The 20,261-nt window shown below is 36.8% G+C and carries 14 protein-coding genes and 1 tRNA gene; 4 read left to right on the plus strand and 11 right to left on the minus strand.

What is annotated here, in order from left to right; translation table 11 throughout:
* Nucleotides 1-104: 104 nt before the first annotated feature.
* From AAGF08_RS08855 to AAGF08_RS08865, 3 genes are read right to left on the minus strand one after another with little or no spacing between them, the layout of a single operon-like run.
* A complete protein-coding gene (locus AAGF08_RS08855; protein ID WP_343510798.1) occupies nt 105-461 on the minus strand; it encodes an STAS domain-containing protein in 357 nt (118 codons plus the stop codon).
* Nucleotides 458-928, minus strand: coding sequence for a transcriptional repressor (locus AAGF08_RS08860; protein WP_343510799.1), 471 nt, complete (start codon nt 926-928; stop codon nt 458-460). Before AAGF08_RS08860 ends, AAGF08_RS08855 begins: the two co-directional genes overlap by 4 nt.
* Before the next feature lie 54 nt (nt 929-982).
* Nucleotides 983-3,202 (minus strand): bifunctional (p)ppGpp synthetase/guanosine-3',5'-bis(diphosphate) 3'-pyrophosphohydrolase, encoded by a 2,220-nt coding sequence (locus AAGF08_RS08865; protein ID WP_343510800.1) that lies wholly within the window; start codon nt 3,200-3,202, stop codon nt 983-985.
* A 159-nt stretch (nt 3,203-3,361) separates the two neighbouring features.
* Here AAGF08_RS08865 and AAGF08_RS08870 point away from each other — a divergent pair.
* The 4 genes from AAGF08_RS08870 to clpX all read left to right on the plus strand — a co-directional run bounded on the left by AAGF08_RS08870 (nt 3,362) and on the right by clpX (nt 6,839).
* Nucleotides 3,362-3,443: transfer RNA gene (locus tag AAGF08_RS08870), tRNA-Leu, on the plus strand.
* Between the two features lie 90 nt (nt 3,444-3,533).
* Nucleotides 3,534-4,862 carry a trigger factor gene (locus tag AAGF08_RS08875; RefSeq protein ID WP_343510801.1) on the plus strand — a complete coding sequence of 443 codons (1,329 nt, stop codon included), beginning with the start codon at nt 3,534-3,536 and terminating at the stop codon, nt 4,860-4,862.
* Nucleotides 4,863-4,937: 75 nt separating this feature from the next.
* On the plus strand, nt 4,938-5,609 hold the full coding sequence (locus AAGF08_RS08880; RefSeq protein ID WP_343510802.1) for an ATP-dependent Clp protease proteolytic subunit: 672 nt from the start codon (nt 4,938-4,940) through the stop codon (nt 5,607-5,609).
* A 3-nt stretch (nt 5,610-5,612) separates the two neighbouring features.
* Nucleotides 5,613-6,839 carry an ATP-dependent Clp protease ATP-binding subunit ClpX gene (gene clpX, locus AAGF08_RS08885; protein WP_343510803.1) on the plus strand — a complete coding sequence of 409 codons (1,227 nt, stop codon included), beginning with the start codon at nt 5,613-5,615 and terminating at the stop codon, nt 6,837-6,839.
* 54 nt (nt 6,840-6,893) lie between these two features.
* On the opposite strand, the gene AAGF08_RS08890 is transcribed toward clpX, so the two are convergent.
* The 8 genes from AAGF08_RS08890 to AAGF08_RS08925 all read right to left on the minus strand — a co-directional run bounded on the left by AAGF08_RS08890 (nt 6,894) and on the right by AAGF08_RS08925 (nt 19,908).
* Nucleotides 6,894-8,438 carry a glycoside hydrolase gene (locus tag AAGF08_RS08890; RefSeq protein ID WP_343510804.1) on the minus strand — a complete coding sequence of 515 codons (1,545 nt, stop codon included), beginning with the start codon at nt 8,436-8,438 and terminating at the stop codon, nt 6,894-6,896.
* 59 nt (nt 8,439-8,497) lie between these two features.
* Nucleotides 8,498-9,616, minus strand: coding sequence for a lipid-A-disaccharide synthase (lpxB, locus tag AAGF08_RS08895; protein ID WP_343510805.1), 1,119 nt, complete (start codon nt 9,614-9,616; stop codon nt 8,498-8,500).
* An 86-nt stretch (nt 9,617-9,702) separates the two neighbouring features.
* On the minus strand, nt 9,703-10,122 hold the full coding sequence (locus tag AAGF08_RS08900; protein ID WP_343510806.1) for a 6-carboxytetrahydropterin synthase: 420 nt from the start codon (nt 10,120-10,122) through the stop codon (nt 9,703-9,705).
* 251 nt (nt 10,123-10,373) lie between these two features.
* Nucleotides 10,374-11,072 carry a hypothetical protein gene (locus tag AAGF08_RS08905; RefSeq protein WP_343510807.1) on the minus strand — a complete coding sequence of 233 codons (699 nt, stop codon included), beginning with the start codon at nt 11,070-11,072 and terminating at the stop codon, nt 10,374-10,376.
* Nucleotides 11,072-14,512 (minus strand): S8 family serine peptidase, encoded by a 3,441-nt coding sequence (locus tag AAGF08_RS08910; RefSeq protein WP_343510808.1) that lies wholly within the window; start codon nt 14,510-14,512, stop codon nt 11,072-11,074. Before AAGF08_RS08910 ends, AAGF08_RS08905 begins: the two co-directional genes overlap by 1 nt.
* Before the next feature lie 162 nt (nt 14,513-14,674).
* The gene (locus AAGF08_RS08915) at nt 14,675-15,460 is read right to left on the minus strand and encodes a hypothetical protein (RefSeq protein WP_343510809.1); all 786 of its coding nucleotides are present in this window, start codon (nt 15,458-15,460) and stop codon (nt 14,675-14,677) included.
* A gap of 17 nt (nt 15,461-15,477) precedes the next feature.
* Nucleotides 15,478-16,911 carry a RagB/SusD family nutrient uptake outer membrane protein gene (locus AAGF08_RS08920; protein WP_343510810.1) on the minus strand — a complete coding sequence of 478 codons (1,434 nt, stop codon included), beginning with the start codon at nt 16,909-16,911 and terminating at the stop codon, nt 15,478-15,480.
* 12 nt (nt 16,912-16,923) lie between these two features.
* Nucleotides 16,924-19,908: a TonB-dependent receptor gene (locus AAGF08_RS08925; RefSeq protein ID WP_343510811.1), complete on the minus strand. Its 2,985-nt coding sequence runs from the start codon at nt 19,906-19,908 to the stop codon at nt 16,924-16,926.
* Nucleotides 19,909-20,261: the final 353 nt, after the last annotated feature.

A 20,261-nucleotide genomic window follows, 5' to 3' on the forward strand; every position in this document is an offset into this window, starting at 1 on the left:
GAAATTTGCAATAAGCCCAAAGAAAACCAAGAGTTAGGCATTATTTATTATTTGATTTTTTTTTAAAAGGTGTGATATCATTCCCTGAAAAAAACAATTGGGAGCTATAAACCCTTTTCTGTCATCTTCTTTTTAAAAGCCTCAACTGAATCAAATACCGTAAAAATATTATTCAGTTTGGTGATAATTAAGAGTTTTTTAACGTGCTGTGAAGGAGATGTCAAATAAACCTCCCCTCCTACATTTCTCATTTTAGTGAGCATTGTAATTAACAATCCAATCCCACTTGAGGAAATATATCTTACTTCACTCAAATCAACAACAAAAGTCTTTGCGCCCTCTAGAATAGCATCAGAAATCACTTCTACAAGTTTGGGACCTGTTTCATCCCCAATCAAATCCCCTTGAATGAATAGATAATAAGCAAGATCGTCCTTGCTTGTATTGTATGTTAATTTCATGAGTCAGCTTTTTTGTTTTCGCAATTCGCTTTTTTGCAATTGCCGTATAGAATTAAGGAATGATGCAATACTTGGAAATCTAAAATACCTCCTACGGTATTTTGAATATTTTGGATACGAGGATCGCAAAATTCCAACACTTTATTGCATTCAATACAAATCAAATGGTCATGTTGCTTATATCCATAAGATTTTTCGAATTGAGCTAGGTTTTTCCCGAATTGATGCTTGGTAACTAAATCACATTCAACCAATAAATCCAAGGTGTTATAAACCGTAGCCCGACTGACCCGATAATTTTTGTTTTTCATGCTGATGTAAAGCGACTCTACATCAAAATGTCCTGTTCGGCTGTAAATTTCTTCGAGGATAGCATATCGCTCCGGAGTTTTTCGGAGTTTTTGATTTTCTAGATACGCAGTAAATATTTTTTTAACCTCTTCGAAGTTTGTGGTATTCAAAGGCATTCTGAGCTATTTTTTTCAAATATAACTTTTGTCTGTTAGAAAAGATTCAAATCATCAATCAAACCTTGTGACCTTTTGAATTCCGTCAACTTGAGAAAGGTTTTTCATTAATTGATCAAGGTGCTCTGTGTTGTTCACATATAGTTTAATTGTTCCTTCAAAAATCCCTGCATCTGAATCTACGGTGATAGACCTCATATTTACCTTTAGTTCATTAGAAATCACCTTTGTCACATCATTGATTAAACCTACACGGTCTGTTCCAATAATCTTCAAGCCTGCCAAAAAAGCTATTTCTTTTTGGCTCGTCCATCTGGCTTTGATTACTCTATTTCCATGATTTGAGAGTAATTCCAATGCGTTTGGACATGAGGTTCGGTGTATTTTTATTCCCTCGTTTACTGTGACAAAACCAAAAACATCATCTCCTGGAATTGGATTACAGCATTTGGCTAAGATATAATCAACCACATCCATATCCTCACCTATCAAAAGCTGATCACGGTCAGGACCTTTGAGACTCTTTATTTCTTTGGTAAAAGTAGATTCATCTTTTACCTTTTCTTGAATTACTTTACTTTTTAACTTCTGGTTTTCTTTGAAAATTTTGAAAGATTTAATTGAAGTTGGATCAATAATCCCTTTCCCAACTCTGTAATAAAATTCATTAGCTGTTTTCAGCTCAAAATAGGCACGCAATTTATCCACTGCCTCAGAATTGAAATCCATTTTCATTTGTTTCAGCTTCCGCTGTACAATCTCTTTTCCATCCAAAATGGCTGACTTCTTATCTTCTCTTAAGGCATCTTTTATTTTGGCCTTTGCTCGTGAAGTAACGACATTGTTAAGCCAATCCTCTGTAGGTTTTTGCTTATTTGAGGTCAGGATCTCAACTTGATCTCCATTTTTTAATTTATGGGAAATCGGAACAAGTTTCTGATTTACCTTGGCTCCAATACATTTCGCACCGATCTCGGTATGAATTTCAAAGGCGAAATCCAATGCAGTAGATCCAAATGGCAAGACCTTTAAATCACCTTTCGGAGTAAAAACAAATACCTCATCATGAAATAAATTACCCCTAAAGTCATCCATGAATTCAATCGCAGACCCATCATTAGATTCCAACAAACCCCTTACTTGGGAAATCCAATCATCGAGACCAGTAGTGGATTTTGAACTGCTTTCACGCTCTTTGTATTTCCAATGTGCTGCATATCCTCTTTCAGCAATCTCATCCATTCGGGTTGATCTAATCTGGACTTCTACCCATTGACCAGTATTACTCATAACAGTGGTGTGAAGGGATTCATACCCATTAGATCTTGAGGTGCTGATCCAATCCCTGAGCCTATCGGGGTTAGGGTGATAAAAATCAGTAACTATCGAATATACTTGCCAGCAATCTGCTTTCTCATTCTCCAAGTCACTGTCCAAAATAATTCTAACGGCAAAAAGATCATAAACTTCCTCAAAAGGTATCCCCTGCTTTTTCATTTTACTATATATGGAGTAAACAGATTTTGGTCTTCCTTTGATGACAAAATTGAATTTCTGCCTTATTAATTCATCTTCAATTGGCTGAATAAAAGATTTGATAAATTTATTACGGATTGTTTTTGACTCATTTATTTTTTGGACAATGTCTTTATAAACCTCGGTGTGAGTATATTTTAAATACAAATCCTCCAGCTCAGATTTTATCGCATATAACCCCAAGCGATGGGCCAATGGGGCATACAGATACATTGTCTCAGAGGCTATCTTGAGTTGTTTATGCCTAGGCATACTTTGGAGCGTTCTCATATTATTGAGACGATCTGCCAGTTTAATCAAGATCACCCTTACGTCATCAGAAAGAGTTAAGAGCATCTTTCTGAAATTTTCAGCTTGTTGAGAACTACCGTAATCAAAAACACCTGAAATTTTTGTCAGGCCATCAATTATGGTCATTACTTTATATCCAAACTCACGCTCAATGTCTTCTAATTCCCATTCGGTATCTTCCACTACATCATGGAGCAAAGCAGAAACAATGGATGTTGTGCCCAAGCCAATTTCCTCAACACATATCAATGCAACTTCCAACGGATGATAAATATAGGGTTCACCCGATTTTCTCCTCATCTCCTTATGAGCTTCCTGAGAAACGTTAAATGCCTTTTTTATCAATTTGGTATCCCCTGGCTTAAGTACAGGTTTTGCCTGTCTCAATAAACGCCTATAGCGCTTGAGAATCTCCTTTCGTTCTTCATCTATATCCACTTGGATCATATAGGTGTATTTTACTTCAAAATTGTTACGTGTTGAATAACTTGCCTAATTCTTTTAATTTTTTTTTGCGTCTTATTGTATTTTGAAAATTACTATTTACCTTTGCATCCACAATAAGGAAGAGGAATGAATTTAAGCCTTTTCCTAATTGTAACTTAAGCGGATGTGGCGAAATTGGTAGACGCACTAGACTTAGGATCTAGCGCCGTAAGGCATGGGGGTTCGAGTCCCTCTATCCGCACGAATACCGAACCCTCAATCACTCTACTGTCAAGACAACAGGAAGGAGATTGAGGGTTTTTAGTTAATCATCATAATAAATTTAAACGCCTTGGAAATCTCATTAGAAAAGCAATCAACAAATCAAGCTTTAATTAAAATTAAACTAAAGGAAGCAGATTACCAACCAAAGGTAGATGCGAAACTGAAAGACTATGCTAAGAAAGCCAACATTAAAGGTTTTCGACCAGGTAAAGCTCCAGTTTCCATGGTGAAAAACATTTATGGAACTTCTGTATTAGTTGAAGAAATCAATTCTATTTTGGGAGAATCGTTAAATAGTTATTTAAAAGAGCAGACTTTTAAAATTCTAGGAGAACCTCTTCCGGTAGAAAAGGAAAATGATTCAATTGATTGGAAAACTCAGAAAGAATTTGATTTTGAATACAAAATCGGTTTTGTTGAGAACATCAATATTCCACTTGATAAAAAATTTAAAGGAACAAAATACGCTATTAAAGTAGATGATAAGTTAGTTGATGAAACTATTGAAAACTTAAAATCTCAATCTGGAAAAAGTACTAACCCAGAGGTAAGCGAAGCAGGAGACCATATTTATGGTGATTTAAATGTAACTGAAAGTGGATTCACAAAAACAGTTTCTTTAGATCTAGAAAAAATAACCAAAAAACTTGCTGGAAAATTCATTGGTATTAGCAAAGAAGCTTTAGTGGAATTTGATGCTAAAGATGTTAAAAAAGGGCAATGGGAAGAAGCTTTCGGTTTAAGTGAAGAAGAAGCCAATGCCATTGAAGGACCTATTACCTTTTCAGTGAAGAACATCAATAGAACCGAAGCTGCTGAGATGAATCAGGATTTTTTTGATAAAGTATTTGGTCCGGAGGTTGTCAAGACAGAAGAGGAGTTTATTGCAAAAGTTAAAGAGACGCTGCAGGGTAACTACGACAGAGAATCAAAAGTATTCACTGAAGAAGAATTGAAAAAATCTCTTACAGAATCGGCAAAAGTTGATTTACCTGAAGAATTTTTAAAGGAATGGTTACTTAAAGCAAATGAAGGAAAGGTTACTGCAGATGATGTAGAAAAAGAATTCCCAATTTATGCAAAGCAACTTGTTTGGTCTTTGATTTCAAATCAAGTAGCTACAGAAAATAAAATTCAGGCTGAGCACGAAGATGTTATTGAAAAAACTAAAGAAATGATCCGTGAGCAGTTTGCATCTTCGGGATTGGGTTCTCAAATGGAAGAAAGCATGGATATGTTTGTCGATAACTATCTAAAAGGTGAAGACGGACAAAATTATATGAATATGCTTACATCGGTTCAAAATGATAAAGTCCTTGCTTATGTGCAGGAAACCATTGATTTAAAAGAAAAGGAAATATCAATTGATAAGTTCAAGGAACTTTTAGAAAAGTAATTTGCTTATTGGTATCATAAAAAAGTCCTTTTTTAAGGGCTTTTTTTATTTTTGTCTACCACAACAAACTCGAACATGATCAATAAAGAAGAATTCAGAAAATACGCCATCCACAATCAAGGCGTTAGCGGTACCGCATTTGACCAGTATACGCAGCATATTGAGAATATGACTCGATCAGTAATCGAGGAACGTCCACAAAATTTCCGTGAGATAGATGTCTTTTCAAGACTAATCATGGATAGAATTATTTTCCTTGGTACAGGTATCGATGACCATATTGCTAACATTATCGTTGCGCAGTTATTATTCTTAGAATCAGTAGATTCGAAGAAGGATGTTTTACTGTATGTAAACAGTCCGGGAGGTTCAGTTACAGCAGGTTTAGGTATTTATGACACGATGCAGTACATTGGGCCTGATGTAGCAACAATTTGTACTGGTATCGCTGCATCTATGGGTGCTGTATTATTAGCTGGAGGAGCAAAAGATAAAAGATCCGCTTTGAAACATTCAAGAGTGATGATCCACCAACCTTCAGGAGGAATGCAAGGTCAGTCTCGTGATATGGAAATTTCATTGAAATTGATCTTATCGATGAGACAAGAATTATATCAGATATTGGCGAACCATACCGGTAAAACTTTCGAGCAAATCGAAACTGACTCGGATAGAGATTATTGGTTGAAAGCACCAGAGGCCAAAGAATATGGTCTAATAGATGAAGTTTTAGTTAAAAAACCTTAAGTAATGGCTCAAGTTACCTGCTCTTTTTGCGGTAGAAATAAGAAAGATGTTGATCTGATGGTATCGGGTATTTCTGCCCATATCTGTAATTTCTGTATAGAACAAGCTCATTTGATTGTTGGTGAAGAAGGAAAAACAAAAAAATCAGAAAAATCTAAACCTAATTTTAAATTAAAAAAGCCGAAAGAGTTGACTTCTTTCCTTGATCAATTTGTAATAGGTCAGGATGAAGCTAAAAAAGTCCTTACAGTTGCTGTTTATAATCACTATAAAAGGCTTTCTCAAAAGGATGAAAAAGATGATGTGAAAATTGAAAAGTCTAACATCATCATGGTTGGGGATACCGGAACAGGTAAAACTTACTTGGCCAAAACACTTGCAAGAATACTTGAAGTTCCTTTTTGTATAGCTGATGCAACTGTTCTTACAGAAGCAGGCTATGTTGGAGAAGATGTAGAAAGTATCTTAACAAGACTCTTACAAGCTGCCGATTATAATGTTGAGGCGGCCGAAAGAGGGATTGTATATATCGATGAACTTGATAAAATCTCAAGGAAATCTGACAATCCTTCCATTACCAGAGATGTAAGCGGTGAAGGAGTACAGCAGGCACTATTAAAGCTATTAGAAGGTACTATAGTAAATGTTCCGCCTCAGGGAGGAAGAAAGCATCCAGATCAAAAAATGATTGCAGTAAATACTGAAAACATTCTTTTTATCTGTGGTGGAGCTTTTGATGGAATAGTAAGACATATCGGAAAGAGACTGAATACCCAGCCTATGGGATTTGGAAAAAGTAATGCTGATCCTACTGCAGACAGAGAGAACTTGTTGCAATACGTAACTGCACAGGATTTAAAAGCTTTTGGATTAATTCCAGAGCTGATAGGTCGTCTTCCGGTTTTGACTCATCTCGATCCACTCCATAAAGATTCTTTAAAGAGAATTTTGACCGAGCCTAAAAATGCATTGGTAAAACAGTATTCAAAACTGTTAGGCATGGAAGGAGTTGAAGTTGTTTTTGAGGAAAGTGCGATCGAATTTATCGTTGATAAAGCAGTAGAGTATAACTTGGGAGCGAGAGGCCTCAGATCAATTTGCGAAGCTATTGTTACTGATGCGATGTATGAAATCCCCTCAGATGATTCTATAAAAGAATTAGTGATCGATGGAAAATATGCACAAAGCAAATTTGACAAATCGAAATTCAAGAGACTTCAGGTAGCATAGTCTTTCTCAATAAAATAAAGAATAGCTCGGTAGATTAAATTTTGCCGGGCTATTTTATTTAGGAGTTATTAGTAAAGTCAAAATTGATTCTGAAGGCAGTTCAAAATTCTTTAGGTCAATTTCAAAAGGAGAGAGATTCGATCTTTCACTTGTCAAATATCCTTTCATTGGGATATTCCCCAAAAATTGATTCTCAAGCGATATTTTCACTGCTTCTGGGTTTGAGTTTATCAGAACCAAGACTATTTCTTTACTTTTTGGGTCTTGGAATCCGGATGCAAAAAACTTTTCTGAATTGGGCAATGAAGTTTCAATTCCTATTCTTTCATAACCAGGACGAACAAACCTGCTAAAATTACCTAAAGTCCATAGAATTTTACTTTCATAGAAATTGCCATCTTCTTTCTTTTTATCAATATAGACTAAACCATCTTTGTAATTATAAGGAGAGACTGCAAGCCACCAATTCCATGCAGAGGCATTTGAAAAGGTAAGATCTTGATGAATAACTCTTGCCAAATAAAGTGCAGAATTCATTCCTAAGTCCCTTCCACTACCATTAATCTCACCTTCATTGCCACCAAGTATGCAATATTCAGACATCCAATATTGGAGTTCAGGAACTGATGAAATTTTACTTGAAAGCTTTTCTCTAAGATCCAATGAAGCATTAATTGGACTAGTAGTAAAGTAACTATGCCCTGAAATCGTATTTGACACATGGCTCAAATCTCCTATATAATTTATGGAAGTAGGATTAAAAAATTCATCTATCTGATTTCCTCTTCCCGGTTTATCATTTTGCTCAAATAAATAATTGATCTTTCCCGCCTCTGCAATATCGATTTGTGCATCAATTTCATTCGTTTTCAATGTTTGATTCAGAACTCTCACAAACTGAGCAACTTCACTATTTAAATAGGGATTGCCTTCTTGGCCACCATCAGACCAATCCCATTGAGGTTCGTTGACCGGGCTTATATAATTCGGCTCCAATTTCATTTTATAAAAACCTGAAATAACCGAACTAATATATTTAGCAAAGTCTTCTGCCTTACTTTCATCTAAATTTGACTTTCCATCACTGGAATATGCTTTTCCATTTCTTGTGAATTGAACTGGAGGACTATTGGAAAACAATAATAATTTCTTTGTGCCTCTTTTCTTTGCTGCTTTGGCAAACCAAACTTGGCCCTCAGCTTTTGTAAAATCTAAATTTCCATTTGATCCAAAGAACGATTCAGCTCTTCTCCATTCATCTTTAATCCCGCTTTCATTGCCTTGTTCGCTGCTGCCAGCACCTAAATTAAAACGCCACATGGACAACCCGATTCCTTTGGGTTTACCACTTTCCATTTCTTGGCTAAATAGTAAATCAGCTATCGCTTCTCTTTTTTGATTTGGCCAATTTCCCAAGAACTGAATGGACCAAGCGTCAGAGGCACCAAAATGGTGAATAGTTTGGAATCGCTCGTCTAAATTAATTTTGATTTTAATATCAGATAAAACCAGCGCCTGAGAAAAACATCTAATTGAAGAGCTAGAAATAAAAAAGAATAGGAATAAGAAAATTTTCTTACTAAAAAGAGATCGAATCATGATTAAAAATACAATATGGAGATCTAATTAATTTACCGATCATCCAATTTAATTTTTAACTAAGAAATCGATTCCAAAATCAAATCTGCAGTTTTTTCGGAGGCTGAATTAGCTCCTAATTTCTCTTTTATCAAATCATATCCCTGAAGCATTTGCCCTTTATAGACTTGATTGGTAAGTATCTGATTTAATTCCAATTTCAAGTTTTGAACCGAGAAATCACTTTGAATCAACTCCTTTACTACTTCCTTTTCTGCAATAAGATTTACCAGAGAAATAAAAGGGACACGAATCAAGTTTTTAGCAATCGCATAGGAAACAGAACTGGTCCTATAAACAACTATCTGTGGCACTCTAAATAAGGCAGTCTCTAATGTAGCTGTCCCTGAGGTAACCACAGCAGCTATGGCATGTGATAATAGATCATACGTCTGGTCAAAAACTACACGAATTCCTGCATCAATTCCTCTTTGATAGATCTCGGTTCCCAAATCACTTAAACCAGCAATTACAAACTGAGCATGGGGGAACTCTTTCACCAAAGCAATCATCTTATCAAGCATTGCATTGATTTCTTGCGGCCTGCTTCCAGGTAAAAGTGCTATGATTGGTTGATATCCAATATCATTTTTTTGAAAAAAAAATTCATGTGGTTTAAACTTCTTGATTTCATCGAAAAGTGGATTACCCACATATTGAACCTCCATTTCATATTTTTTGAAAAAATCAGGCTCAAAAGGAAGGATTGAGTAAATATGGTCTGTAAATGCTTTAAGTTTTAAGGCTCTCTTTTGATTCCAAGCCCAGACTTTAGGTGGAATGTAATAATGAACTGGTATATTATTTTCTTTTGCAAAAGCGGCAATCTTCATGTTAAAACCACCATAATCTACCAAAATAATGGCATCCGGCTTAAACCGAAGAATATCTTTTTTAATCAACTTTAGATATTTCAACACTTTTCTAAAACCCAAAAGAACCTCCAAAAATCCCATTAGGGCCACCTCTGAATAATCTACTGCCAAATCCACACCACCCTTTTGCGAGTAATTCCCTCCCATTCCTCGGAAAGAGAGAAGCTGATTTTTAGTTTTCAATGCCAAAACCAAATTCGAAGCATGAAGATCTCCTGAGCGCTCACCAGAGATTATATATAGTTTCTTTTCGTTTTGAGACATTTTATTCAATTGGATAAGAGTATCAAAAAAATAAAAGTAGGCCATTGAAACCTACTTTTTCCAAACAATATTTTTCATTTTCGATATTACTCTCCAAAATATTCAACAAAATTCCTTGGAGTTTCATACAAGGTCAATTTATATAAGCCTCCTTGATTCGTGATTTCTTTAACTGCGGGCTCTAAGATTTTCCAGAACTCCATGACTAAATTTTCACAACTAGCCAGCTTACCACTCATGAAATCAACATCAATATTCAAGTTTTTATGATCAACTTTATCAATTACTAAATTTCTGATTAAGGTACTCAGTTTCTTTAAATCAACAACAAAGCCAGTCTCCGGGTCTGGTAAACCTTTGACCATAACAATTAATTCAAAGTTATGGCCATGCCAATTGGCATTGGCACAAGGTCCAAAAACCTCCGCATTCTTCTGATCAGACCACTTCGGGTTCCACAATTTATGAGCGGCATTAAAATGTTCTTTCCGACAGACGTAAATCATAGCTTTTCAAATAGGTCGCAAAGGTAGCTAAAAGATAGAAAATAATGGAATTCAGCAGGTATAACAATTAAAAAGAAGACTATAGCCTCAAATCAAGTTGAAAAATCCAAGAGAAAAATATCTATAAAAAGTTATTAAAAAAACCTCCTGATCTAGTTCGAAAATCAACTATACCCAGAAGGTTTTAAGAATTATAAACCCCATAAAAAAGCCGATTTAATTGATCTTAATAAATAGAGAAATGGAAATCTTTATGTTTCATTCAGCTTTTGAAAGAAAATAGTTAAATGATCTTCCCTACTCAAATCAAGCTTAAATTCCTTTACAATATCCTTGGCTACTGCCTGATCCTCTTCATGAAGGGATTTAATGATATTATTTGTTTTATTTCTGACTGATTCCACATTATTATCAGAATCAATCAGATAGAAATTCTCCTCAAAAACAAAGGATTGACCTAAAGTAGGTGAGTAACTGTTTTTTGGAGGAGTTACCAGATCGGAATAGAATTTCCTTATTAGCGTATATTTTTCTCCTTCTGAAAGAACATTTACCAAGTCTTTTGGGCCAACTCCTTTCACCATTTCAAATCCCTTCTTAAATAATAAGTTTGGTAAAAGTCCTTCCTGCCCTGTAGCTATTAGAATTGAAGGGCGCTTCAATACGGCATAATCAATGAAATCCTTATCTAAATAGATGGTATTTCCTGCCTCATTTACCACCTCAAGTACATTGTCATGTACATTAAATTTATACGCAACATCTTCTTTTAACCCCCCATTAATCGTATTAATATCTGCTGTTGACCAATCCTCAAATAAATAAGGAGAGCCTTCCACTCCCGAATAACTATTTAGCCTGGCAGGAGCTCCATTCATATTCACATTTGATATTTGCGCCACTGAAAGATGTGTAACCAGCATCGTGACAATAATCAATAATCTTTTCATTATTTCTTAATAAGCTTTTTGTGTAATGTTAAATCGTTGGTTTCAATCTGAAGAATATAAATGCCTTTGGAGCCAATAAGGTTCAAATTCAACCCCATCTCGGTATAAATTTTATTAACTTCTTTCAGCACTAAATCTCTTCCTGTCATATCGAAAACCCGGAGCTGAATAGGTCCTTTGTATTCATTATTTATAGTAATATTCAGGTTACTTTCAAATGGATTTGGACCAATAAATATTCCAAAGCGGCTTAATTCAACCTCTTGATCTGGTATAGCCGAAATAACGACTGGCTCAGAAATTCGATTACATTCCCCATTAAAGATTGCAACTTGGTAAATTCCATCATCAGAGGCTTCATAACTTCTAGAAGTAGCTCCTGCAATAACAGCCCCATTTTGATACCATTGATAAGAAGTTCCAGGCTGTTGTGAAGTAAGCGTGCTCCCGTTTACTACGATATTTGGTTGCTGCAAGGTGTTTTCACCAATCACCACAGGTTGCTCAAACTCAGTAAACCCATTGGTATTTGCAACTCTTAATTTTACGACATAGGTTCCTGGATTGTCGAAGACAAAAACTGGATTTTCTAAGGTTGAGGTCCCAAGAGATCCAAAATCCCAACTATAGGTTGTGATAGATCCTTCACTTAAATTATCAAAAGTAACAGCTGCCCCGGCACAAGTAAAGGCTGTTTCAAATTTAGCGAAGAGGACATCTTCACAATTTTGCTGCAACCATCCGGAAGAGTTTAATACCGTACTTGAAGTACCCAAATTAATAATTGCGTCACCTGCAAAATCTACATTGCTGACATCCACCTGGTCAAAACAATACTTTAGATAAATATCGTGTGTAATTTTTCCCTTGGAATTTGCTGTAATCAGAGCTTTCATTTCAGAGGTAGCGGAAGAGGTGATCGTTTGTTGTATAATCAATTCATTACTATCACCTAAATCCAAAACAGATGACGGTCCTAATTCCAAAGACTTAATCACCAGTTCATCTAACATGATTGCAGCTTCTGCATTTGATATCATTAACGATTCAAAGCCTCCACTTTGGATCTCCAAACTACCTTCTTCTACCTTTAAGCTACTAATTTTAGAAGTAGAAGCATTTGTAAAGGCACCTGAAGTTCCTTCAAAGATTAAATCTAGTCCTTCCGGTATAGACCCATTGGAGGCAATTGAAAAATCTTTTAGAAAACTTACTTCATCAAGCATTCCTTCTATTTTTCCAGTGCCAAGTAAGGAAAAAGAATTTAGACCAACTTCACTTATCTCAAATGCAACAGTGGCATTGGAGACAGACATGACATCTAATTGGTCTGCATCAATAATTCGCCATGAACCAGTGGAAAAAATTAATTCCGTCTGACTAAACGAGGCCTGGCCCATTTCGATTATTTGTTGGGTATTTCCACTATTCGCAAAGTTTATTAAACCATTACTAAAAGTAGAAATTTGATTACTTACACGTAGTCCATTTGAGATCTGAATCTGATTTCCTTTGAGATCAAAATCTACTACTTGATTTCCAAATAAATTCAAGCTAAAAGCACTGGCATTAGCAGGAAAATTCACTTTGACATTACCCCCGGCAGATCCTTCAAAAACCACCCTTGTTCCTTCACCTGGAAATTTATTTGCAGCTAGTCCTTTGGAAGAAAAACTCCAATTATTCCCATCATTCCAATTCCCAGAAGTACCCCCAATCCAGTAAAGTGTTTCCTCTACACCGTCAATAGTTCCTGCTGTAAAGACTAATGAATATTGCTGAAGTCCAAATTCCAATTCATCCTTATGAGTAATTACTAATCTATATCTTTGAGCTTTCGGAGAATTAATTTCGATCTTCTCTACGTTATCTCGAAAGTTATCCTCAGTATTAATACCTCTTGCAGAAGCCTGCAGACTGGGATCTAATGTCCATGGAAAATACTCTGTACCATCCTCATCAAAAATCCGAATATCCAAATCATTAATGAGCATGATATCTGTTGGATCTAGGTCAGTTGCTGGTGGATCCCCCTCTGGATCTGTCCAAACTAAAGTGGCTTTAATAGGAGTTACTCCATCTGAAACAAATTCAAACTCAAAATCCTCATTCTCTCCCAAAATATCTTCGCGAATAATTTTTGAAGAACCGTCTTCGTCTAAAATTATTTGTGCTCCAGCTGCCACATCTAAAAGCCCCCAACCATTCATATAATCCGGCCCAGTAGCAGGCCCTGCTTCTTTGGCAGTATGAATAGCTAATGCTTTAACAGAAGAAGATAGCATGAATCTCCCGGCATTTCGCTCAGAATATAATTGCTGAAGAAGAAAAAGTGATCCAGTAACATTCGGTGCAGCCATAGAAGTCCCGCTCTGACTAGCGTAGGCATCTTCTCCATTCGAATTAATCGAAGCACTAAAGACATTCACTCCCATAGCTACGAGATCAGGCTTAATCCTACCATCATCCGTTGGCCCCCATGAGGAAAAAGAACTCATTACCACCGACTGAGGACCTTGGTAATCTAAAACTCTTTCTACAGCACCTATTGTCAAACCGTTTTTGGAAACTGCTCTTGGTCCCAAAATATCCGATGGCCCATCGGGCGGTCTAGTCCCATCCCCCCTATCAGAGCGGTTATTACCGGCAGCAAACACAGGCAAATAATAAGGTCTTGAAAACATAGCCTGATCCATGGCAGCACTCATAGAAGAGTAGAAACCAAAACGCCAATCCTCTTCAGTACTTATGGATGGATTACCATTCCATGAATCACCTTGCCATCCCAAAACTATGGAATAAGAATGGTTTGAAAGTAGCGTTCCGTTAACCTTAGATTCTGGGTCATATGCGTTAGAAATCATTTTTGAAACATCATTATCCCAATTAAATGCCCATGCCGTTGCTTCATAGGCCATACCTCTAGCCGAAGCATTTATGCCAGCTCCTATTAAGGTTCCAGAAACGTGGGTAGAATGTGTGCTGAGTGTTTCAGTTGATCCATCAACTTGAGTCAGACGACCACCAAACTCAACGTGATCAGCCTTTGGACGGGTTTGGTCAAATATACCGACTGTAAGACCTTTACCTGTAAGATCCACTCCCAATGTCCCATCTGGTTGCAATTGATTCGCTCCAGTGGTAATAGCTGCTTCTACATTGCTGTTGGTTTGGTTGATTATTGGCCAGCCAGTTTCGTCTAGGTACTGGATTTTAGAAAAAAAACCATCTTCCATCACCATTCCACCTTCGGCATTTAGAAAGCTAAACTTGCTTTCATCAATACTATTAGGAACATAAGTGAAGTTAGATAAAGAACTTCTAAGTTTTAGTTCAGTAGCTTTTCTAGCATTTTTAAGGCGTTGATCTTTAGTAAGCGCGCTTTGGCTAAAAGTAGAAAAACTCAAAGCTAAAAAACAAAGAGTAATTAATAATCTCATAGCATATTCATTCTTCTTGTAAAACGAAGATAAAGCAAGTATGTTCATTGGAAATTTCAATTCTAATCAATGGCCAATAAAAATATTTTCAGAATAATTCAAATAAAAATTGAAACAAAAAAAAAGAGGGCTAAATGCCCCCCTTTTTCAATTTTATAAAACTTATTGTCTTGTCATTACAATAGAAGTAACTGAATAGTCTGGATTGTATTCAATATCTGTAACAGATTCCCAAGTAATAGTTTGAGTAGCAGGATCAAAAACTCCTGAACCTCTCCATTTAACACCGTTCGTAGGCTCTGAACCATATAACTCTAACTTGTCACAATTATCAGTGAAATTACCTGCTAATGTGAAAGACTGATTATAATAACCACCCATAGCGTTCAAGTTTGCTATAACGTAATTACCAGTACCAATCTCTTCAATAGTAGTCACATTACCATTTTCAAAAACCCAAGTACCTGCCAAATCAGAAGGACAAATAACTCTGATTCTTATTGTAATTGAACCATAATTAGCGGCAATATCTGCACCAGTGGCACTTGTGATATTAAGTATAAGATCAGGCGATTCACTAGGGTCAATATTTCCTGTAAGAACAGTAACGGGGAATGTTCCTACAAATTCACCAGAAGCTATAGTAGCTGAATTACCGGAAAGTGTATAATGAACACCTTCGACAGCTGTAGAAGTAGGATCTACTTCAATATTAACGGATATTGCATTAGCTGCGCTTGTTGAGACTCTATTTAGACCAATTTCTGTCTGATCTGTTTGTGTCTCAGAAGCACGCACAAAGGTCGCAGCTAGTCCATTTGGAAGTTTTGCATCCGCAAATTCAACTTGGTTACCATCAAAGAACGTTTCGTTCCCTGGATCTTCAAAGCAGGAAGTCATTGCCACCGCGGCTAATGCTACTGCAAATAGGGTATATAACTTTTTCATTTTTCTTTTTATTTATTTTAGTTATAACCTGGATTATCCTGTAAAAGCTCGTTCAATTGCAATTGATCTGCAGGAAGAGGAGCCAATAATCTGTAATCAGAATAAGGAACTGTCTCAAAGCTTCCATGCTTAGTAATATCCATGCCATTTCTCTTTAAGTCAAACCATCTATGCCCTTCTACTGCAAATTCTACTCTTCTTTCATTCATAATTTGCGCGAAAAGTGCATCACCTGTAAGACCAGCTACCGGATCAAGACCTCTCTTACTTCTTAAAGCATTAATATCAGCAATGGCTCCAGTCGCATCTCCTGATCTATATCGAGCCTCGGCTCTGATCAAATACATTTCAGAAGCTCTAATAATTGGAAGATTCTCAAGGAAATCCCCTTTTGTACCCAACCACTTGTTAGATCTATAAACGGTTCCAGATGCTCCAGATCTTGTAGTTTCAGTCCAAGTATCCAATCTAACATCGCCTTCCTCATAACTGGCTAGCAATTCATCCGAAGCTGTTACGATAAATTGAGCAGAGTTGAAAACGTTAGCTGTCAAAGTACACATTGAGTTATTCACTCCATCTACAGTTGACCAATCCACTGATCTAATTTCAATTTCAAAAAGAGATTCAGGATTTGGATAAGTTGAGAACCCTTCAACATAAGTTGCAGCATCCATTAATCCTGTTCCATCATTTCCAAGACCATAAGTAGCCATAGCTTGAGTTGCCATTGAAGCTGCTTCTGTATACTTAGAGTCATATAAATAAACTCTTGCAAGCAAAGCTTCGGCCGAACCTTTAGACGCTCTGTAAACACCTGAAGAACCTAAAGCAGCCGTTGGCAATAAGCCAATAGCAGCATTAAGATCAGATTCAATTTGATCATAAAGCTCTCTATTAGAAACTCTTTCACGGAAGTCGGCATCAGAAAAACCTAAGGTTGGAGTCGTACGAAGCACAACTGTTTTGTCCCAGCCGTTTACTTCTTTACCTGGCTCATATCCGTAAATTTTTGCCAAATCAAAGTAAAGCATAGCACGCAAAAAATAAGCCTCACCTTTAACCCGGCTTCTTAAGTTGTCATCTCCTTCTACATCATCAATACCAGCCAAGATAATGTTGGCCTCATTGATAGCACCATAGTGGCCAGTTCCCCATAGTCCCATGTGGGCTCGATCAGCATTAGCTTCTTGACCAATATATCTACCCGTGTTAGCAATTATTCTAAGATTATCAGCCATAATATCTGGCGCAATCATTAATTGCTGTCCATAATTGTTAAATCCTCTTACAGCACCATACGCGGCGAAAACTAAGGATTCGTAACCCTCTACATCTGCAAATGCTGTTTCAGGGGTCAAGCTTTGCCTTGGTTCTGTATCCAAAAGGCCGTCGCAAGAGCCTAGAGCCAGTGCAGAGCTCAGAGCGAATATTTTTATATAATTTTTCATTCCTATTTCTAATTAGAAGTTAAGAGTAAGACCAGCTGAGAATTGTCTCGCATTTGGATATCTACCGAAAGTAGTATTTCCTCGAATTCCAACTACCTCAGGATCAATACCATTGAACTTGGTAAATGTTGCCAAATTTAACCCTTGAACGAAGAAGTTTGCACTGCTCATTCCAATTTTACTGGCCGCTGCAGATGGTAACGTGTAACTTAAAGTCACTTGCTTCAACCTTACATATCCTCCATCACTCAAGAATCTGGTAGAAAAAGCACTCACGTTTGTTGTTCCTGCTTCCTGACCGCCTTCGAATGGTTTACCAACAGTGGTAATATCACCTGGCTGCTTCCAATAGTTTAATTGGCTTACATCAAGGTTTCCAGTTCCAGCACCCCAGTTTTGAAGGTTTTGTATATCTGAATTAGAAGCTAAGTTTCCAAACTGACCTTGGAAGAATATTTCCAATGAAACTGGACCGTAACTGAAGTTGTTAGAAAGACCTCCATAGCTACTAGGCAATCCACTTCCTCTATAATCCAACGTGTTTTGACCTGTGATATAAGTAAAATTACCAGTACCTGTACCATCATCATACATCGCATTACCATTGGCAGGATTCACACCTAAGTACTCATTAGTATACCAGAAATCGATTGGTCTACCTACGATCAAGCTATTTCCAATTCTGTCCAAACCGTCATAAAGTTCAAGAAGTTCGTTCTCCAAGAAGGTGATGTTGAAACCAGTACTCCACTGGAACTTACCTGCAACCACATTTACAGTCTGAATATCAAGATCAATACCTTGATTTCTTACTTTACCGGTGTTTCTTGTGATTGAACCAAAACCTGAATCAGTTGGTAGAGGAGTGTTGAATAAAAGAGCTTTAGAATCTTTTCTCCAGAAGTCCACTGTTGTTATAATTCTTCCATTGAAGAAGGTTGCATCCGCACCAATGTTTATGGTCTCAGATTCTTCCCAAGTCAAAAGATTGTTTCCAAGTTGAGAAAGTGTCAATGCACCTCCACCAAGATATTGGCCAGCAGAACCAACTAAAGATCTTGAGGCAAAGTTTGCAATATTAGAGTTACCTGTTACACCATAAGATGCTCTTACTCTCAAGTTATCTAGCCAGTATACGTCCTGAAGAAATGCCTCTGAGGATAATCTCCAACCAGCAGAAGCTGCATAGAAAGTTCCCCACTTGTTCTCTTCACCAAATCTTGAGTGCCCGTCTCTTCTAATAGTAATATCAGCAGTATAACGATCATCGTAATCATACTTCACATTTCCAAATACACCAGCTCTCTTAAACTCAGTAAAGGAAGATCCGATAGCGAATGGAGTTGCAGCATTATTAAGATAGATCAAGGTAGGATTAGGAAAACCTCTACCTGTGGCTCTTTGAACATCTGATTGCTCTGCTTTGTATTCAAAACCAAGTACACCAGTAACAGTGTGTACGTCATTAAATTTCTTGTTGAAATTGAAGTTATGGTTCGTGTTAAAGTTATTCGTTCTTCTAGCTGTAAAAGTAGAAGCCCCACCATAAGAGGAGAATACAGGAATCGTAGATGGTCTATTGTTGATATCTGCATTGTCTGAGAAATCAAGACCGAAGTAAGATGTCCAGCTCAACCAAGGAGTGATTTGATAATTCAACTGTAGGTTAGAAACAGTTTGCACTGTCTTTCCACTTCTTAATTCTTCAAATACCCCCTGAACAATATTGTATCCAAACAGGTGATTGGAAGGGTAACGAGCAAATGATCCATCTTCATTGTAGATTGGCACATTAGGTCTTGCTGAGAAACCTGCCACGAATGGAGAGTTTACAAAGTTACCATTCGCGATAGAACCATTTGTATTTTGGTAAGCAAGAGAAAGATTTGCTGAAACAGTAAATTTCTTACTTGGTCTGTGTGTAATATTCAATCGGCCAGTAGCTCTTGAATAATCAGACATTACAATTTGTCCTTCTTGTTTCGTGTAAGATCCTGATAAAAAGAAAGTAGTTCTCTCATCTCCACCAGAAACTGCCAAATCATAAACACTTAGGCGTCCATCTCTATAAAGAGCATCCACCCAATCATAAGATTCTAGGTTTGGGTTTTCTGGATCTCCATAAGTTGCTGCAGCATTTGCCGGATTTAGACCAGCATTGATATAAGCATCGCGCTTAATACCTGCCAGTTGACTAGCATCCATAACATCATAAAGGTTTAATGGCTGAACGATACCTTCCTGAACAGTTAATGTAACGTTAGTCTTACCTTTATTACCTCTTTTAGTAGTAATCAATACAACACCATTCGCAGCCTGAGCACCGTAAATAGCTGCAGCAGCAGCATCCTTCAATACCTCAATAGATTCAATATCATTTGGGTTAATAGACCCAAGTGCGTTTTGCGTTCCTTGACCAGAAAGACCTCCACTACTTATCTGAACTCCATCTACAATGTAGAGCGGTTCATTTCCGGCGTTGATTGAGCCGACACCTCTAATCCGAACATTTAATGTTCCTCCTGGCTGTCCAGAAGTAGAAGTTACCTGAACACCAGCAATTCGACCTTGCATTGCGCGGTCAAAAGATTGAACTGGTAAATTCTCAAAAACTTCGCCTTTCACCGATGAAATAGCACCCGTGATTTCTCTTTTAGATTGATCCCCATAGGAGGTGATTACAAATTCTGAAAGAGACTGAACGTCTGGCTCCATCGCTACATCTATTGTAGTTCGATTCCCAATGGTAATTTCTTGTGGAGCTAAACCCACAAAGGTAAATACCAAGACATCGCTTCCGGAAGGAACAGTTATGGAATACTTACCATCAAGATCTGTGGCAGTACCAATCGTGGTCCCTTTTACCAGAACTGTTGCACCAGGTACACCTAGGTTATCTTCCGTAGAAGTAACCGTACCTGTGATCACACGGCTTTGGGCAAATGCAATAGCATTTACCAAAAACAGCATGAGCCCAAGAAGTAAAACTTTCCTCATATTTAATTTATTTTTGGTTGATTTTAGGGCTAAAAGAAGTCCTTTTAAAAGAGAAACACAAAAAACAGATAATGGTTTTACATAATTGGTAAGCTGCCGAATATGTGATTTGACAATTCTTATTCTTAATTTTCAATTAACTCAAAATAAAAAGAATTAATTTTAATTATTTGCAATTTTTAATTTTGTTAATTAACTGTTAACAAAAGTTAATTTTTTTTATACTAATTTAATTTATCCGCGAAATAGCTATAATACCAACTAAAAGGAAATCTAGTTACGCGAATCAGTACAATTACAATATTTAATACTATTTATATTATTTATGATAATATAAAACAATCCTATTTATT

This window comes from Algoriphagus sp. SE2, assembly GCF_039563885.1.
Lineage (GTDB): Bacteria > Bacteroidota > Bacteroidia > Cytophagales > Cyclobacteriaceae > Algoriphagus.

Excerpts from the sequence above, each read along its gene's own strand:
- AAGF08_RS08905 (WP_343510807.1), bottom strand. The coding sequence starts at position 11,072 with ATGAAAAGATTATTGATTATTGTCACGATGCTGGTTACACATCTTTCA.
- AAGF08_RS08865 (WP_343510800.1), bottom strand. The coding sequence starts at position 3,202 with ATGATCCAAGTGGATATAGATGAAGAACGAAAGGAGATTCTCAAGCGC.
- AAGF08_RS08880 (WP_343510802.1), top strand. The coding sequence starts at position 4,938 with ATGATCAATAAAGAAGAATTCAGAAAATACGCCATCCACAATCAAGGC.
- AAGF08_RS08920 (WP_343510810.1), bottom strand. The coding sequence starts at position 16,911 with ATGAAAAATTATATAAAAATATTCGCTCTGAGCTCTGCACTGGCTCTA.
- AAGF08_RS08915 (WP_343510809.1), bottom strand. The coding sequence starts at position 15,460 with ATGAAAAAGTTATATACCCTATTTGCAGTAGCATTAGCCGCGGTGGCA.
- AAGF08_RS08855 (WP_343510798.1), bottom strand. The coding sequence starts at position 461 with ATGAAATTAACATACAATACAAGCAAGGACGATCTTGCTTATTATCTA.
- AAGF08_RS08910 (WP_343510808.1), bottom strand. The coding sequence starts at position 14,512 with ATGAGATTATTAATTACTCTTTGTTTTTTAGCTTTGAGTTTTTCTACT.
- AAGF08_RS08860 (WP_343510799.1), bottom strand. The coding sequence starts at position 928 with ATGCCTTTGAATACCACAAACTTCGAAGAGGTTAAAAAAATATTTACT.
- clpX (WP_343510803.1), top strand. The coding sequence starts at position 5,613 with ATGGCTCAAGTTACCTGCTCTTTTTGCGGTAGAAATAAGAAAGATGTT.
- lpxB (WP_343510805.1), bottom strand. The coding sequence starts at position 9,616 with ATGTCTCAAAACGAAAAGAAACTATATATAATCTCTGGTGAGCGCTCA.
- AAGF08_RS08925 (WP_343510811.1), bottom strand. The coding sequence starts at position 19,908 with ATGAGGAAAGTTTTACTTCTTGGGCTCATGCTGTTTTTGGTAAATGCT.
- AAGF08_RS08890 (WP_343510804.1), bottom strand. The coding sequence starts at position 8,438 with ATGATTCGATCTCTTTTTAGTAAGAAAATTTTCTTATTCCTATTCTTT.
- AAGF08_RS08900 (WP_343510806.1), bottom strand. The coding sequence starts at position 10,122 with ATGATTTACGTCTGTCGGAAAGAACATTTTAATGCCGCTCATAAATTG.